Source organism: Streptomyces sp. NPDC088746 (assembly GCF_044751065.1).
Taxonomy (GTDB): Bacteria; Actinomycetota; Actinomycetes; order Streptomycetales; family Streptomycetaceae; genus Streptomyces.
Genome location: NZ_JBIVLA010000001.1, coordinates 1 through 15,050 on the forward strand (window position 1 = coordinate 1; position 15,050 = coordinate 15,050).

15 protein-coding genes are annotated in these 15,050 nt (G+C 70.3%); 7 read left to right on the forward strand and 8 right to left on the reverse strand.

All coding sequences use genetic code 11. From position 1 onward, the window contains the following. Nucleotides 1-411: 411 nt before the first annotated feature. Complete coding sequence (locus tag ACIP63_RS00005; protein WP_401509927.1) at nucleotides 412-1,053, reverse strand: DNA-3-methyladenine glycosylase; 642 nt, start codon at nucleotides 1,051-1,053, stop codon at nucleotides 412-414. Between the two features lie 86 nt (nucleotides 1,054-1,139). Here ACIP63_RS00005 and ACIP63_RS00010 point away from each other — a divergent pair, with 86 nt between their 5' ends. From ACIP63_RS00010 to ACIP63_RS00020, 3 genes are all read left to right on the forward strand, one after another. Then, a complete protein-coding gene (locus ACIP63_RS00010; protein WP_401509929.1) occupies nucleotides 1,140-1,922 on the forward strand; it encodes a sporulation protein in 783 nt (260 codons plus the stop codon). A gap of 55 nt (nucleotides 1,923-1,977) precedes the next feature. After that, the gene (locus ACIP63_RS00015) at nucleotides 1,978-2,511 is read left to right on the forward strand and encodes a YbhB/YbcL family Raf kinase inhibitor-like protein (RefSeq protein ID WP_401509931.1); all 534 of its coding nucleotides are present in this window, start codon (nucleotides 1,978-1,980) and stop codon (nucleotides 2,509-2,511) included. Nucleotides 2,512-2,652: 141 nt separating this feature from the next. Beyond that, nucleotides 2,653-3,159, forward strand: a complete 507-nt coding sequence (locus ACIP63_RS00020) for an HNH endonuclease (protein WP_104790099.1) — start codon at nucleotides 2,653-2,655, stop codon at nucleotides 3,157-3,159. Between the two features lie 69 nt (nucleotides 3,160-3,228). On the opposite strand, the gene ACIP63_RS00025 is transcribed toward ACIP63_RS00020, so the two are convergent. The 4 genes from ACIP63_RS00025 to ACIP63_RS00040 all read right to left on the reverse strand — a co-directional run bounded on the left by ACIP63_RS00025 (nucleotide 3,229) and on the right by ACIP63_RS00040 (nucleotide 6,433). Beyond that, a complete protein-coding gene (locus ACIP63_RS00025; protein WP_401509933.1) occupies nucleotides 3,229-3,996 on the reverse strand; it encodes a sulfite exporter TauE/SafE family protein in 768 nt (255 codons plus the stop codon). An 84-nt stretch (nucleotides 3,997-4,080) separates the two neighbouring features. Next, nucleotides 4,081-5,010 carry an SPFH domain-containing protein gene (locus ACIP63_RS00030; RefSeq protein WP_104790097.1) on the reverse strand — a complete coding sequence of 310 codons (930 nt, stop codon included), beginning with the start codon at nucleotides 5,008-5,010 and terminating at the stop codon, nucleotides 4,081-4,083. A 128-nt stretch (nucleotides 5,011-5,138) separates the two neighbouring features. Beyond that, nucleotides 5,139-5,567 (reverse strand): NfeD family protein, encoded by a 429-nt coding sequence (locus ACIP63_RS00035; protein WP_104790096.1) that lies wholly within the window; start codon nucleotides 5,565-5,567, stop codon nucleotides 5,139-5,141. 65 nt (nucleotides 5,568-5,632) lie between these two features. Further along, on the reverse strand, nucleotides 5,633-6,433 hold the full coding sequence (locus ACIP63_RS00040) for an ABC transporter ATP-binding protein (protein ID WP_401509934.1): 801 nt from the start codon (nucleotides 6,431-6,433) through the stop codon (nucleotides 5,633-5,635). A 120-nt stretch (nucleotides 6,434-6,553) separates the two neighbouring features. Between ACIP63_RS00040 and ACIP63_RS00045 the strand changes: the two genes are divergently transcribed. Then, entirely contained in the window at nucleotides 6,554-7,333 is a 780-nt protein-coding gene (locus ACIP63_RS00045) for a hypothetical protein (RefSeq protein WP_401509936.1), read from the forward strand. A gap of 153 nt (nucleotides 7,334-7,486) precedes the next feature. Here ACIP63_RS00045 and ACIP63_RS00050 read toward each other — a convergent pair whose 3' ends face one another. Further along, entirely contained in the window at nucleotides 7,487-8,131 is a 645-nt protein-coding gene (locus ACIP63_RS00050; RefSeq protein WP_099175983.1) for a response regulator transcription factor, read from the reverse strand. Then, a complete protein-coding gene (locus tag ACIP63_RS00055) occupies nucleotides 8,124-9,269 on the reverse strand; it encodes a GAF domain-containing sensor histidine kinase (RefSeq protein WP_401509938.1) in 1,146 nt (381 codons plus the stop codon). Before ACIP63_RS00055 ends, ACIP63_RS00050 begins: the two co-directional genes overlap by 8 nt. Before the next feature lie 181 nt (nucleotides 9,270-9,450). Between ACIP63_RS00055 and ACIP63_RS00060 the strand changes: the two genes are divergently transcribed. From ACIP63_RS00060 to ACIP63_RS00070, 3 genes are all read left to right on the forward strand, one after another. Then, nucleotides 9,451-10,164: an SDR family NAD(P)-dependent oxidoreductase gene (locus ACIP63_RS00060; RefSeq protein WP_401512207.1), complete on the forward strand. Its 714-nt coding sequence runs from the start codon at nucleotides 9,451-9,453 to the stop codon at nucleotides 10,162-10,164. Next, nucleotides 10,161-11,213, forward strand: coding sequence for an S-adenosylmethionine:tRNA ribosyltransferase-isomerase (locus ACIP63_RS00065; protein ID WP_401509940.1), 1,053 nt, complete (start codon nucleotides 10,161-10,163; stop codon nucleotides 11,211-11,213). The genes ACIP63_RS00060 and ACIP63_RS00065 overlap by 4 nt, the downstream gene beginning before the upstream one ends. 307 nt (nucleotides 11,214-11,520) lie before the next feature. Continuing rightward, entirely contained in the window at nucleotides 11,521-12,267 is a 747-nt protein-coding gene (locus ACIP63_RS00070) for a transglycosylase SLT domain-containing protein (protein ID WP_401509942.1), read from the forward strand. A 139-nt stretch (nucleotides 12,268-12,406) separates the two neighbouring features. On the opposite strand, the gene ACIP63_RS00075 is transcribed toward ACIP63_RS00070, so the two are convergent. Continuing rightward, the gene (locus tag ACIP63_RS00075; protein ID WP_401509944.1) at nucleotides 12,407-14,983 is read right to left on the reverse strand and encodes an FHA domain-containing protein; all 2,577 of its coding nucleotides are present in this window, start codon (nucleotides 14,981-14,983) and stop codon (nucleotides 12,407-12,409) included. Between the last annotated feature and the right edge of the window lie 67 nt (nucleotides 14,984-15,050).

The window sequence follows — 15,050 nt, forward strand, 5'->3', positions numbered from 1 at the left end:
TATCTGGCGTTGACTTTTGGCACGCTGTTGAGTTCTCAAGGAACGGACGCTTCCTTCGGTCCCGTTTCACCGGGGCCCTCCGGGCGCTTCCCTTCGTTCTTGCGTTTCCGACTCTATCAGACTCTTTCGTGTCCGATTCCCGGCCGAAGCGGGTTCCTGCTCAATCGCTTTCCAGTTCTTCGCTTTCGCGTTTCCCTTTCGGCGTGGTCACTACATTAGCCGATTTCCTCAGTGACTCATAATCGAGTCGATGGGCGAATTTCGGCATGCCGAAATTGCACCCGCCAGGGGTGAATCGTAGGTAGTGGTTGGCCCTCTCACGATGCTTCGACCCGGTCCGATGGACCGCGCCAAGAACAACTGCATCCGTTCAAGCGGCTCGGACTACATTAGGGAAACAGCAGGGGCGAGTCAAGTTGCCCTGCGGCGCGGCACATGGGCGCGGTACGGACTGACCGTGGGGTCGCCGTCGATCCAGAAGCGCCAGGGCTGGTGGGAGCCGTCTCCGCCCACACCCGTGCGCGGCCCGCTCCGTACCTGGTCGGAGGGCGGCGGTGAGCCTTGCAGGACGGACAGAGGGCGCCGCCGGCCCGCCACCACGTCGACCCCGTTCAACGCGCGGTCGACGTCGAGGGCGGTGGCCAGACGTGCCGGGCCTTTGGCCAGTTCTCTGTCGTGCCGGGCCGAGAGTCGACGTTTGCGGGCCATCTCCGTCCCCGTGCCGATCTCGCCGGCCCGGAGCAGCACACCACTCGCCCTGCCCTCGGGTCCGCACACCAGATTGAGGCAGTGCCACATGCCGTACGTGAAGTAGACGTACGAGTGCCCCGGCGGCCCGAACATCACACTGTTGCGGGCCGTCCGGCCCCGGAAGGCGTGGGAGCCCGGATCGACCTCGCCCGCGTACGCCTCCACCTCCGTCAGCCGCAGCTCGATGGGGCCGTCGTCCGTGCTCCGGACGAGGACGCGGCCCAGGAGATCCGGTGCCACCTCCAGGACAGGCCTGTCGAAGAATTCCCGCGTGAGCGGCGTACGGTCCATGCCCTCGTTCATGGCGTCCGAGGGTACTGGGATCGCGACGACGGGAACCGGCTACGGTCATGGCGCGTATGTAGGGGACAGGACCTAGGAGGAAAAACATGGGCTTCAAGCGGCTGCTCGCGAGCATGGGTGCCGGCGGTGCCTCGGTCGAGACCGAACTCACCGAACTCAATGTCGTCCCTGGCGGGGTGGTCCAGGGCGAGGTGCGGATCCAGGGCGGATCCGTGGACCAGCAGATCGAGGGACTCTCGGTCGGTCTGCAGGCGCGGGTCGAGGTCGAGGGCGGGGACCAGGAGACCAAGCAGGACATCGAGTTCGCCAAGCAGCGCCTCGGTGGCGCCTTCGAGGTACAGGCGGGCGCGGTTCACGTCGTGCCGTTCGGGCTGGAGATCCCCTGGGAGACGCCCATCACCATGTTCGCCGGGCAGCAGCTGCGCGGCATGAACATCGGGGTGACCACCGAGCTGGAGATCGCGCGCGCCCTGGACTCGGGCGACCTGGACCCGGTCAACGTGCACCCGCTGCCCGCGCAGCAGGCGATCCTGGACGCCTTCGGGCAACTGGGCTTCGGCTTCCGCAGCGCCGACATGGAGCGCGGCCACATCCGCGGCACGCGCCAGCGCCTGCCGTTCTACCAGGAGATCGAGTTCGTCCCCCCGCAGCAGTACCGGGGGCTGAACCAGGTGGAGCTGACCTTCGTCGCGGACGACCGCGAGATGGACGTCATCCTGGAGATGGACAAGAAGCCGGGGCTCTTCAGCGAGGGCAGCGACTCCTACCGTGCCTTCAAGGTGGGTCTCAACGACTTCCAGGGCACCGACTGGGCCGCGTACCTCAACCAGTGGCTCGCGCAGGTCGGCGGCCAGCGCAACTGGCTCTGACGGACCCTCTAGGGTCGGTGGGGAGAACGCACAGCCGATCAGGAGAGGTGCTGACGTGACCGAGCAGAAGAGGGCGCCGCTGCCGCACGACTTCCATCCCGAGGTCCCCTCGTTCACCGTGGTGAGCGAGGACCTCGCGCCGGGAGCCGTACTCGCGGACGCCCAGGTGTTCGCGGCGGGGAACACCTCGCCGCAGCTGCGGTGGGAGGGCTTCCCCCCGGAGACGAAGAGCTTCGCCGTGACGTGCTTCGACCCTGACGCCCCCACGGGCAGCGGGTTCTGGCACTGGGTGGCGTTCGACATCCCCGCCTCGGTCGCCGAGCTTCCCGCCGGCGCGGGCAGCGGGGCGTTCGAGGGTCTGCCCGAGGGGGCCGTCCAGGCCCGCAACGACTACGGGGCGAAGGAGTTCGGCGGTGCCGCGCCCCCTGCCGGTGAGAACCACCGCTACGTCTTCACCGTGTACGCGGTGGACACCGAGAAGCTCGGTCCCGACAGCGACGCCTCGCCCGCCGTGGTCGGCTTCAACCTGCGGTTCCACACACTGGGCCGTGCCCAGCTGATCGGGGAGTACGCCGCCCCCGAAAGCTGAAGGTTCGCCTGCTGTTTGCCCTGCCCTGGTCTTGGAGAGATCAGGGCAGGGCACTTTTTATTGCGTTGTCCATCACGGCTCGCCCGGACAGAGTTGATCCGGGCCCGCCGGCAGACGGGCGGCACACGGGAGGTGGGCAGGATGCGGGACACACTTGTACTCAACGCGAGCTTCGAGCCACTGTCGACGGTGACGCTCAACCGTGCGGTGGTTCTGATCCTGCAGGACAAGGCTGTCGTCGAGCAGTCGCATCCCGGGCTCCGTATGCGTGGTGCCGCCGTGGACATCCCGGTACCCCGGGTGATCAGGCTCTGCCGGTACGTACGGGTGCCGTTCCGAAGACACGCGCCGTGGTCCAGAAGGGGTGTCCTCATACGGGACCAGCACCGGTGCGCGTACTGCGGGCGGCGGGCGAGCACCGTGGACCACGTGGTCCCGCGGGCCCAGGGCGGCCAGGACACCTGGCTGAACACCGTGGCCTCGTGCGCGGAGGACAATCACCGCAAGGCTGCGCGGACGCCGGAGCAGGCGGGCATGCCGCTGCTGCGGGAGCCGTTCGTACCTTCGCCGGCGGACGCGATGCTGCTCGCGCTGGGTGCCGGTGGCCGGTCGGCGCTCCCGGAGTGGCTGGCACACTCCGCGGCATAGGCGCCTCGTCTTCCCCACAGGAACATGTGCGGAGCCCGTCCCTCGTACCGGAGGGGCGGGCTCCGTCCGTCAGCGCAGCAGCAGTTGGACGATGGCCGCGGTGCCGACGACGACGATCAGGGCGCGCAGGAAACCCGGGCTGAGCCGGCGGCCGACCCTGGCACCTATCTGGCCGCCGATCGCGGAGCCGACCGCGATGAGCGCCACGGCCGTCCAGTCGAAGTGCGCGACGAAGAGGAAGAAGAGTGCGGCGACGCTGTTGACGACGGCGGCGAGGACGTTCTTGACGGCGTTGAGGCGCTGCATCGTGTCGTCGAGCAGCATGCCCATCAGGGAGAGGTAGATGATGCCCTGGGCCGCCGTGAAGTAGCCGCCGTAGACGCTGGCGAGCATGATTCCGGTGAACAGCAGGGGCCCGCCGTCGAGGCGGGCGGGGGTGCCGTCGCGGTCGCGGCGGCGCTGTACCGCTCTGCTGATGCGGGGCTGCAGGATGACCAGGACCAGCGCGAGGGTGACGAGGACGGGGACGATCGTCTCGAACGCGGTGGAGGGCAGGGCGAGCAGGAGGGTGGCCCCGGAGAGTCCGCCGATCAGCGCCCCGGCGCTCAGCTTCAGTATGCGGCGGCGCTGGCCGGCGAGTTCCTCGCGGTAGCCGATGGCGCCGCTGATGGAGCCGGGGATCAGGCCGAGTGCGTTGGACACGGTCGCGGTGACCGGCGGCAGCCCGGTGGCGAGCAGGACGGGGAACGTGATCAGCGTTCCCGAGCCGACGATGGTGTTGATCGTGCCCGCGCCGATCCCGGCCGCGAAGACCGCGAGCATTTCCCAGATGGACAAGGCCATCTCCTTCGATGGTCAGTGACGCCTCCCCGCCTTCAAGGTCGAGGGGCCTCACCGATCATGCACGAAGGTGTTCTCCGGTCATTCGACCGGGGGCTGCTCCCGGCGTTCCGTGCCGGTGTTGAAGCCTGGGGCGCCGCCGCCGAGGTTGCCGAACGCGCCGCTGAGACCCTTGAGGGCGTCGCCGATCTCGCTGGGCACGATCCAGAGCTTGTTGGCGTCGCCCTCGGCGATCTTGGGGAGCATCTGGAGGTACTGGTACGAGAGGAGCTTCTGGTCCGGGTCTCCGGCGTGGATGGACTCGAAGACCGTGCGGATGGCCTGGGCCTCGCCCTCGGCGCGCAGCGCGGACGCCTTGGCCTCACCTTCGGCGCGCAGGATCGCGGACTGCTTCTCGCCCTCCGCGGTGAGGATCGCGGACTGCCTGATGCCTTCGGCGGTGAGGATGGCGGCGCGCTTGTCACGGTCGGCGCGCATCTGCTTCTCCATCGAGTCCTGGATGGAGGTGGGCGGTTCGATGGCCTTGAGCTCGACGCGGTTGACGCGGATGCCCCACTTGCCGGTGGCCTCGTCGAGGACTCCGCGCAGCGCGGCGTTGATCTCCTCGCGGGAGGTCAGGGTCCGCTCGAGGTCCATGCCGCCGATGATGTTGCGGAGCGTGGTGACGGTGAGCTGCTCGATCGCCTGGATGTAGCTGGCGACTTCGTACGTCGCGGCGCGGGCGTCGGTCACCTGGTAGTAGATGACGGTGTCGATGTTGACGACGAGGTTGTCCTGGGTGATCACCGGCTGGGGCGGGAAGGGGACGACCTGTTCACGGAGGTCGATCCTGTTGCGGATCGAGTCGATGAACGGGACGACGATGTTCAGCCCGGCGTTGAGCGTGCGGGTGTAGCGGCCGAAGCGCTCCACGATGGCGGCACTGGCCTGCGGGATGACCTGGATCGTCTTGATCAGGGCGATGAAGACGAGCACCACCAGAATGATCAGGACGATGATGATCGGTTGCATCGTGTGCCTCGTGCCCTTCGGTTGCCGACGGATCGCGGTGATCGAGGTCGAGCGGTCAAGACGGTTTCGTTCTCATGATGATCGACTTCGAGTTTGGCAGACTGCGGCCTGCCGTGTGACCGGTTCGCTCACATGACGACGGCCGTTGCACCGTCGATGTCCACGACGTCCACCTGACGGCCGGGTTCGAAGGTCTGGTCGCCGTCGAGGGAGCGTGCGGACCAGACCTCGCCGGCGAGCTTGATGCGCCCGCCGCTGCCGTCCACCCGTTCCAGGACGACGGCCTGACGGCCTTTCAGGGCGTCGATGCCGGTGGCCTCGCCGGGCCTGGACGCCCGGTGCCTGGCCGCGATCGGGCGGACGACCGCGATCAACGCGACCGACACCAGGACGAACACCAGGACTTGGGCGACGATGCCGCCGCCGAGGGCTGCCACGACGGCCGCGGCCACCGCTCCGACGGCGAACATCCCGAATTCGGGCATCGCGGTCAGGACGAGCGGGATGCCCAGTCCCACCGCGCCGATCAGCCACCACACCCACGCGTCGATGTCCACATGGTCATCGTAGGACCGCGAGTGCCTTCCCCGACAGGGCGCAGAGGAGGTTGGCTGTGGTGCGACTACTGGCCGAGGGGCAGTCCGTGTGCGGTGTAGCGGTCGCCGAGGTGCTCGACGACGAGCGGCAGGCCGAAGCAGAGGGAGAGGTTCCGGGAGCTGAGCTCGGTCTCCATGGGACCTGCGGCGAGCACCTTGCCCTGACGGATCATCAGGACATGGGTGAAGCCGGGCGCGATCTCCTCGACGTGGTGGGTGACCATGACCATGGAGGGGGCGTACGGGTCACGGGCCAGCCTGCCGAGGCGGCGGACCAGGTCCTCGCGTCCGCCGAGGTCGAGCCCGGCGGCGGGCTCGTCGAGGAGGAGCAGCTCGGGGTCGGTCATCATGGCGCGGGCGATGAGGGTGCGCTTGCGCTCGCCCTCGGAGAGCGTGCCGAACTTGCGGTCGAGGAACCCGGTCATGCCGAGGCGGTCGAGGAAGGCGCGGGCGCGCTCCTCGTCCACGGCCTCGTAGTCCTCGTGCCAGGTGGCGGTCATGCCGTACGCGGCGGTGAGCACCGTCTGGAGCACGGTCTGCCGCTTGGGGAGCTTTTCGGCCATGGCCACGCCGGCGATGCCGATGCGGGGGCGCAGCTCGAAGACGTCGGTGCCGACCCCGCCGAGCCGCTCACCGAGGACCTTGGCCGTGCCGGTGCTGGGGAAGAGGTAGCTGGAGGCGATATTGAGGAGGGTGGTCTTGCCGGCGCCGTTCGGTCCGAGGATCACCCAGCGCTCCCCCTCCTTGACCGACCAGGAGACGTCGTCCACCAGAGCGCGTCCGTCGCGGACCACGGATACGTCCACCAGCTCCAGTACATCGCTCATGGCGCGTTGTCTCCCCATACAGTGTCGAGATCGTCGCGTGCCTGTGGGCACAGCTCCCAGGGAAAACCTACGCCACCCGAGGAGTGCTCAAGCCCTGGGGCCGTTCCCTAGGCTGTTCCCATGCTTTCGGAACCACGCTCAGGGCGGCTTGCCGCATGGGGAAACGCGCTTTTGGCCGGACTTGTGTCACCGGACGACGCGGCGCTCGCGATCGTCGGCGAGGACGCGGTGCACCGCGTCGAGGGGCTGCCGGGTGAGGCGGGGCCCGTCGGGCTCACGCTGGCGCTCGGCCGGCTGAGGGGGCTCGGTGCGGCCGGTTTCCGGGTCGCGCTGCCGGTGCCCGGTCATCCGCTGGGGCTCAGCGGGCCGCCGGACTTCAACGCCCGTGCGCTGGAGGCGGAGGAGGCGGTGGTCACGTCCGGTGCGCCGTACGGCCTGGTGCCGGAGGTGAGTGAGGTGGGGCCCGCCGGGGATCTGCATGTCGAGGTGGTGTGGCGCTGCCTGCCGGTCCGGGAGGCGCCGCCCGCCGACGTGCCGTCGCTGAGCGAGGCGGAGCGGGAGCTCGCCGAGGCGCTGCGGGACGCGACGGCGGTGCTGTCGCGACTGGATGTCGCCGGGTCCGGACCGGTCGCGGAGGCCGCCGTGGACGCCTACCGGGCCAGGGCGGAGCAGGGACGGGAGGTGCTGGCTCCGGGCTATCCGCCGCGTGCGGTGCGGGTGCTGGAGCTGGCCCAGCGCGTGGGACTGCTGGTGGCCGTGGCCCATGAGAACGGGCACGGCGGAGCGGTGAGCGCTTCCGAGATCGCGGCCCGGGGCGAGGCGCTGCGGCCGGTGGAGCGGGTGGCCCGGCGGGCGCAGGTCGCGGCGTACAACGCGTACGTGGAGGAGCGGGGGCGGTAGCGGACGGGGCGGGCGCCGGGTCCCGGCCGCCGGGCGGGCTCGGGTGAGCGCGCCCGGGCGGCGGGGGGGCGAGGCGTCGGTCAGCCGTTCAGGCCGAAGCCGGTCCGGGGAACGTGCCGGTCCGGGGGACGTGTCCGGCGTACGGCGCCCGCGTCAGCCGGCTGCTCCGTGCCGGACCGCCCACAGCGCGGCCTGGGTCCTGTCCGACAGGTCGAGCTTCATCAGGATGTTCGAGACGTGCGTCTTCACGGTCTTCTCCGACAGGACCAGCGCGCGGGCGATCTCCCGGTTGGAGCGGCCGTCGGCGATCAGTCCGAGCACCTCCCGCTCCCGCTCGGTCAGGGTGCTCCCCCGCCCCGTGCCGTTCCCGGTGTCGTCCTGGGCCAGCAGCGCGCCGGCGACCTCCGGCTGGAGCAGGACATGGCCGGCGTGGACCGAACGGATGGCCCCGGCCAGAGCGTCCGGGTCGACGTCCTTGTACACGTAACCCGATGCGCCCGCCCGCAGGGCGGGCACCACCGTGCGCTGCTCGGTGAAGCTGGTGACGATCAGCACCTTGGCGGGGTTCTCCAGCTCCCTGAGCCTGCGGAGCGCCTCGATGCCGTCCGTACCCGGCATCTTGATGTCCATCAGGACCACGTCGGGCCTGAGCTCCTCGGTCCTGGCGACGCCCTCGGCCCCGTCCGAGGCCTCCCCCACCACCTCGATGTCGTCCTGGATCTCGAGGAACGTGCGCAGACCCCGGCGGACCACCTGGTGGTCGTCGACCAGGAGCACCTTGATGATCTTGTCAGCCACAGGGGACCTCCATCTGGACCGTGGTGCCCTTGCCGGGCTCCGAAGCGACGGTGAGGCGGCCGCCGACGCCGCCGGCCCGGTGCCGCATCGAGACGAGCCCCAGATGACGCCCCGCGCGCCGCACGGCGTGGGTGTCGAAGCCGCGGCCGTCGTCGGTGATCCGCAGCACCGTGGACGAGGTGTGCCGGCTGAGGGTGACGGCGACCTGCCCGGCGCCGGAGTGGCGCAGGGCGTTGTGCAGGGCCTCCTGGGCGACCCGGAGGACCGCCTCCTCCTGGGCGGCGGGCAGGGCGCGCACCCCGGCGCTCTCGAAGGTGACCCGGGCGGTGTGGGCACGGTCCATGACCTGGATCTGGGTGCGGAGCGTGGCGACCAGGCCGTCCTCGTCCAGGGCGGCGGGGCGCAGCTCGACGACGGCCGCGCGCAGCTCGTCCACGGCCTCCCCGGCCAGGGTGGCGACCTGCTGGAGCTCGCCCTTGGCGCGCGCCGGGTCGCGGTCGACGAGGGCCGCGGCGGCCTGGGCGGTGAGCCGGAGCGAGAAGAGCTTCTGGCTGACCGCGTCGTGCAGCTCGTGCGCGAGCCGTGAGCGCTCCTCGGCGATGGTGAGCTCGCGGCTGCGCTCGTAGAGCCGGGCGTTGGTGAGGGCGATGGCGGCATGCTGGGCGAGGATTCCGAGGAGCTCCTCGTCCTCCTCGGTGAAGTTGCAGCCGCCGGCCGGGCCGGGGCAGCGCTTGTTGGCGAGGAAGAGCGCGCCGATCGTCTCGTCGCCGTCCTGGATGGGCAGGCCGAGGAAGTCGGACATGTCGGGGTGCGCGTCGGGCCACCCTTCGAAGCGGGGGTCCTCGCGGACATCGGCGAGCCGCTGGGGCTTCGCCTCGTGGAGCATCGCCGCGAGGATGCCGTGCTGGCGGGGCAGCGGTCCGATGGCCTTCCACTGTTCGTCACTGACGCCGTCGACGACGAACTGGGCGAAGCCGCCGTGGTCGTCCGGCACGCCGAGGGCGGCGTACTCGGCGTCCAGCAGTTCGCGGGCGGAGGCGACGATCGTCTTGAGGACGTCCCTCATCTCCAGGTGCCGGCTCATGGCGAGCAGCGCGGCGCTGACAGCGGCGAGGCCCGACGGTGGGCGATGACTCATGTGCTCACGGTACCGGCGGGCCCGCCACCCCCGTATCGGGCTGTGGACCACCGTCGTACGGGGCTCCGGACCTAGTCCCAAGTGCCGTACGCGGCTGCGGCCGATGGACGAGGCGGCGCGCCTCGCCCCGTTCCTACGTTGGTGGCGTCGGAACTCCACGAGGTTCGAGGGGATGGCTGTCATGCCGATCGCGATGATCACGGGCGGTTCGAAGGGGCTGGGGCGCGCGCTCGGCGCGGCGCTGGCCGGGAGGGGCTGGGATCTGGTGCTGGGCGCCAGGTCGGAGGAGGTGCTCCGGGTGACGGCCGCGGAGCTGGGCGGCCGGTACGGGACACGTGTGGTGGCGGTGGCGGGGGACGTCACGGATCCGGCGCACCGTGCGGCTCTGGTGGCCGCGGCCGGGGAGCTGGGAGGTCTCGACGCACTGGTGAGCAACGCGAGCGCGCTGGGTGCCGAGCCGCTCGTGCGGCTGGAGGCGCTGCCGCCGGCGGGGCTGCGGCAGGCGCTGGAGACGAATGTGGTCGCGGCGCTCGGGCTCGTGCAGGAGGCGCTGCCGCTGCTGCGGGCCTCGGCGGCCGGGGCGGTGGTCACGGTGAGCTCGGACGCGGCCACCGAGCCGTACGGGACGTGGGGCGGTTACGGGGCGTCGAAGGCGGCGCTCGACCAGCTGGCCGCGGTGCTCGGCGAGGAGGAGCCGGGTCTGCGGGTGTGGGCGGTGGACCCGGGTGACATGGGGACGGACCTCTATACGGCTGCGGTGCCGGACGACACCGGGCCCCGGCCGCGTCCGGAGAGCGTGGCACCCGCCTTCGTACGGCTGCTGGAGCTGCGCCCCGCCAGTGGCAGGTACACGGCCTCCGCGCTGCTGGACTCGGACCGGCGGGCGGAGCGGTGACCGCCCTGGACTCCCTGCGGGTGCCTCCGGAGCTCTCGGCGCGGGTGCCGGCCGAGCAGCGGGGCGCGGGGCGCGACGATGTGCGGCTGCTGGTCTCGCGGGGCGGCGCGGTCACGCACCGGAGGTTCGGGGAGCTGCCCGGGGAGCTGCGGGCCGGGGACGTCCTGGTGGTCAACACGTCGATGACGCTGGCGGCCGCGGTCAACGGGCGCCTGGGCGGAGAGCGGGTCGTCGTGCACTTCTCGACCCGGGGTGAGGACGGCAGGTGGGCGGTGGAACTGCGCCGGCCGGACGGGGACGGGACGACCCGGCCGCGCCCCGGCGGCCCGGCGGGAGCGGCGGTACGGCTCCCGGGCGGTGAGGAGCTGGTCCTGGACGAACCCCTCGGGCCGCGCGAGGGGGCCAGGCTCTGGTGGGCGCGGGTGGAGCGGGACGTGCCCGGTCTGCTGAGCCGGTACGGGCGGCCCATCCGGTACGCGTACACGGAGCGGGACCAGCCGCTGTCGGCGTACCGGACGGTGTTCGCCGTGCCGTCGCCCGACGGGAGCGGTTCGGCGGAGATGCCGAGTGCGGCGCGGCCCTTCACGGCGGGTCTGGTGGCGGCGCTGGTGAGCCGCGGGGTGCAGTTCGCACCGCTGACCCTGCACACGGGGGTGGCCTCGGCCGAGGTGCACGAGCCGCCCTACCCGGAGCGTTTCGAGGTGCCGCGCACCACTGCGTGGCTGGTGAACGCGGCTCGGGCGGGCGGGGGCAGGGTGATCGCCGTGGGGACGACGGCGGTGCGGGCCCTGGAGTCCGCGGCGGGCGAGGACGCGGTGGTGCGGGCCTCGGCGGGGTGGACGGATCTGGTGGTGACGCCGCAGCGGGGCGTGCGGGTGGTGGACGGGCTGCTGACCGGGCTGCACGAGCCGGAGGCCTCCCACCTGCTGATGCTGGAGGCGGTCGCGGGGCGGGAGACGCTGCGGCGGGGGTACGCCGAGGCCCTGGACCACCGGTATCTCTGGCACGAGTTCGGGGACGCCCACCTGTTGCTGCCCCCTGCCCGATAAGTCGCTTACGCTCCGCATTACTGGAGCAACTTTTTGTGAGCGCGAAGGGGTCCCCATGTGAGCCCAGGCATAGGACCCACATCACTTACGAAGCCGGATAGTTGGCGTAAAACGGGCAAGTTGCCAGGGTTCAAACCGGACAAGGAGGTAGGAACAAGACCCCGTTCCACTATCCGGCTTCGTACGTCACACCTTTGCCACGCCATTTTGCTGGCGCTAAGAATTGCATCTGTCCCCGACGGAGATGCCTCGGCTCTTCCGTCTCGTCCTCGCCGAGGACCCCTGCAATTCGAAGAGGTACGACTGTATGTCCGTGTCCCGCATCTCCAGCCGTAGCCGTCGCCTGAACAAGGCGCAGAAGCTCTCCGTCGCGGGGGTCTCGACCCTGGCCGCCGCCGCTCTCGCCTTCTCGCTCGTCCCCGACGACGCTTCGGCCACGACCGAGCCGCAGGCCGCCGCGGCCGCCGCGCCGGTCGCCTACACCGGCTCGCAGGCCAAGACCATCCAGGCCGGCTCGATCGAGAAGAACTCGACGGCCGAGCAGCTGGTGAAGGCCGCCGACGCGGCCAAGGCCAAGGACGCCGCCGAGAAGAAGAAGACCGCCGCCAAGGCGGAGGCGAAGGCCAAGGCCGTCGCCGAGGCCAAGAGCGAGGCCGCCGCGAAGGCCAAGGCCGACGCGAAGAAGCGTTCCGCCAAGAAGGCCAGCCGCGCGGCCGACCGCAAGCCGGTCTACGCCAACAACCTGGACGGCTGGATCCGTGAGGCTCTCGCCATCATGGACAAGAAGAACATCCCCGGTACGTACGAGGGCCTGCACCGCAACATCATCCGCGAGTCCAGCGGTAACCCGCGCGCCATCAACAACTGGGACATCAACGCGATCAACGGCATCCCCTCGAAGGGTCTGCTGCAGGTCATCAAGCCGACCTTCGACTTCTACCACGTCAAGGGCACCAAGCACGACCAGTACGACCCGGTCGCCAACATCACCGCGGCCGCCAACTACGCCGCGGACAAGTACGGCTCGATCGACAACGTCGACAGCGCGTACTGAGCCACGCACCGAGCATGACCTGGCAGAGCTGACCCTGCCGGTCCGCAGCGTCGCGTGACCGGCCGGCTCATGCCGAAGGGCGGCACCCCACGGGGTGCCGCCCTCGGGCGTTTCCGGGCCCGGTGCGGGCCCGGCGGCGTTACTTGCGCATCACCTCGGGCTCATGGCGGCGCAGCATCCGCGAGACCGCGACGAAGAGGACGGCGCTCATCACGAGCATCACCGTGATGTTGATCCCCCACTGGCCGGCCGAGTGCTCCCAGAGCGGATCCAGGTCGGTCGGGTGTTCCGGTTCCCACGGCGGCATGAGGTGGGCGAGGTCCAGCGTGGTGCCCGCCGCGGCCACCGCCCAGCGCGACGGCATCAGCCAGGCGAACTGCTCCAGGCCCGGGGATCCGTAGACCTGGAAGAGCACGCCGGTGAAGACGACCTGGACGATGGCGAACATGACGAGCAGCGGCATGGTCTTCTCGGCGGTCTTCACCAGCGCGGAGATCAGCAGGCCGACCATCATCGAGGTGAAGCCGAGCACGGTGATCGACAGGCACATCTCCACGGCGGGGGGCATCAACAGGCCCTCCTCCGGCAGCTGGCGGGTGGAGAAGCCGATCCCGCAGAGGATCACGCCCTGGAAGGCCGTGATCACACCGAGGACGATCACCTTGGACAGCAGGTAGGCGGAGCGGGAGAGACCGGTGGCCCGTTCCCGCTCGTAGATCACCCGCTCCTTGATCAGCTCTCGTACGGAGTTGGCCGCGGCGGCGAAGCACATGCCGACCGCGAGGATCAGCATGATGGTCCCGGCCTTGGCGTTGAACTGCTTGTTGGGCACGTCGGGCTCGACCAGGCCGAACTCGGCGGGAATGACCACGCTGACGATGCCGAGCACCGCCGGAAGGATCACCATCAGAGCGAGGAAACCCCTGTCGGACGCGATCACCGAGATGTAGCGGCGCATCAGCGTCCACAGCTGGGCCGCCCAGCCCGACGGCTTCGGCGGGCGGATCTGCTGCGGCGGCGGCATGTGCACGGGCTGGGCGGCGACGGCGTCGATGTCCGCGGCGTACATCTGGTAGTGCTGGGAGCCGCGCCAGCGTCCCGCCCAGTCGTAGTCGCGGTAGTTCTCGAACGCGGAGAAGACGTCGGCCCAGCTGGTGTAGCCGAAGAAGTTCAGCGCCTCCTCGGGAGGGCCGAAGTAGGCGACGGCCCCGCCGGGCGCCATCACCAGGAGCTTGTCGCAGATGGCCAGCTCGGCCACGGAGTGCGTGACCACGAGGACCGTACGGCCGTCGTCGGCCAGGCCGCGCAGCAGCTGCATGACGTCGCGGTCCATGCCCGGGTCGAGACCGGAGGTGGGCTCGTCCAGGAAGATCAGCGACGGCTTGGTCAGCAGCTCCAGGGCGACGGACACGCGCTTGCGCTGGCCGCCGGAGAGCGAAGTGATCTTCTTGTCCTTGTGGATGTCGAGCTTGAGCTCGGCGAGGACCTCGTGGATACGGGCGGTGCGCTCGGCCTCGGTGGTGTCCGCGGGGAAGCGGAGCTTGGCGGCGTACCGCAGAGCCCTGGTGACCGTGAGTTCCTTGTGCAGGATGTCGTCCTGCGGGACCAGGCCGATGCGCTGCCTCAGCTCGGCGAACTGCTTGTACAGGTTCCGGTTGTCGTAGAGGACGTCGCCCTGGTTGGCGGGCCGGTAGCCGGTGAGCGCCTTGAGCAGGGTGGACTTGCCGGAGCCCGAAGGGCCGATGACGGCGATCAGCGACTTCTCCGGGACGCCGAACGAGACGTCCTTGAGGATGTCCTTGCCGCCGTCGACCGTGACCGTGAGGTGGCGGGCCGAGAAGGAGACCTCACCGGTGTCGACGAACTCTTCCAGCCGGTCCCCGACCAGCCGGAAGGTCGAGTGACCGACACCGACGATGTCGTTCGCGCCGATGAGGGCGGAGCCGGACTTGCTGAGCGGCTGACCGTTGACGTACGTGCCGTTGTGGGATCCGAGGTCCCGGATCTCGAAGCGGCCGTCGGGCGTCGCCCGGAATTCGGCGTGCAGGCGCGAGACCTGGAGGTCGGAGACGACCAGCTCGTTCTCCAGTGCACGGCCGATGCGCATGACCCGGCCGAGGTCCAGCTGGTGGAACGTGGTCGGGCTGCGGTCGCCGTAGACCGGTGGCGCCCCGGCGGCGCCGTGCCCGCCCGCTCCGGACGGGCCGGCGTAACCCTGCTGGTGCGGGACCGGGGGCTGCTGCATCTGCGGGGCCGGCTGCCGGCCCGCCTGCTGCTGCGCCGGGGCGCCGGGCCAGCCGGCGGCGCCCTGCTGCTGCGGCTGCTGCACCGGGGCCTGCTGCGCCTGTGCGGGAGGTACGGGCGCCTGCTGCTGCGCCCCCGCCGCCTGCCCGCCGTGGACCCCGGCACCCGCCGGGGCGACGAGGCTCACGCGCGGGCCGTCGGTGGCGTTGCCCAGGTGGACCGACGTCCCCGGGGCGATCTCCATCTGCTGGATGCGCCGGCCCTGCACGTAAGTGCCGTTCGTGCTGCCGTGGTCCTCGATGGACCAGCCGCGGCCGTTCCAGCTGATCGTGGCATGCCGCCACGACACTCTGGCGTCGTCGATCATCAGGTCACCCTGCGGATCACGTCCGAGGGTGTACGACCTGGACGGATCGAGCGCCCAGGTCCTTCCATTCAATTCCAGTACGAGTTCCGGCACTCCGCGCCCCACTAGTTGTCCCCCGTGTCGCCCCCGTCGCAGGGAGCCTAGGGATGCTGAACATCGTGGGGAACTATTC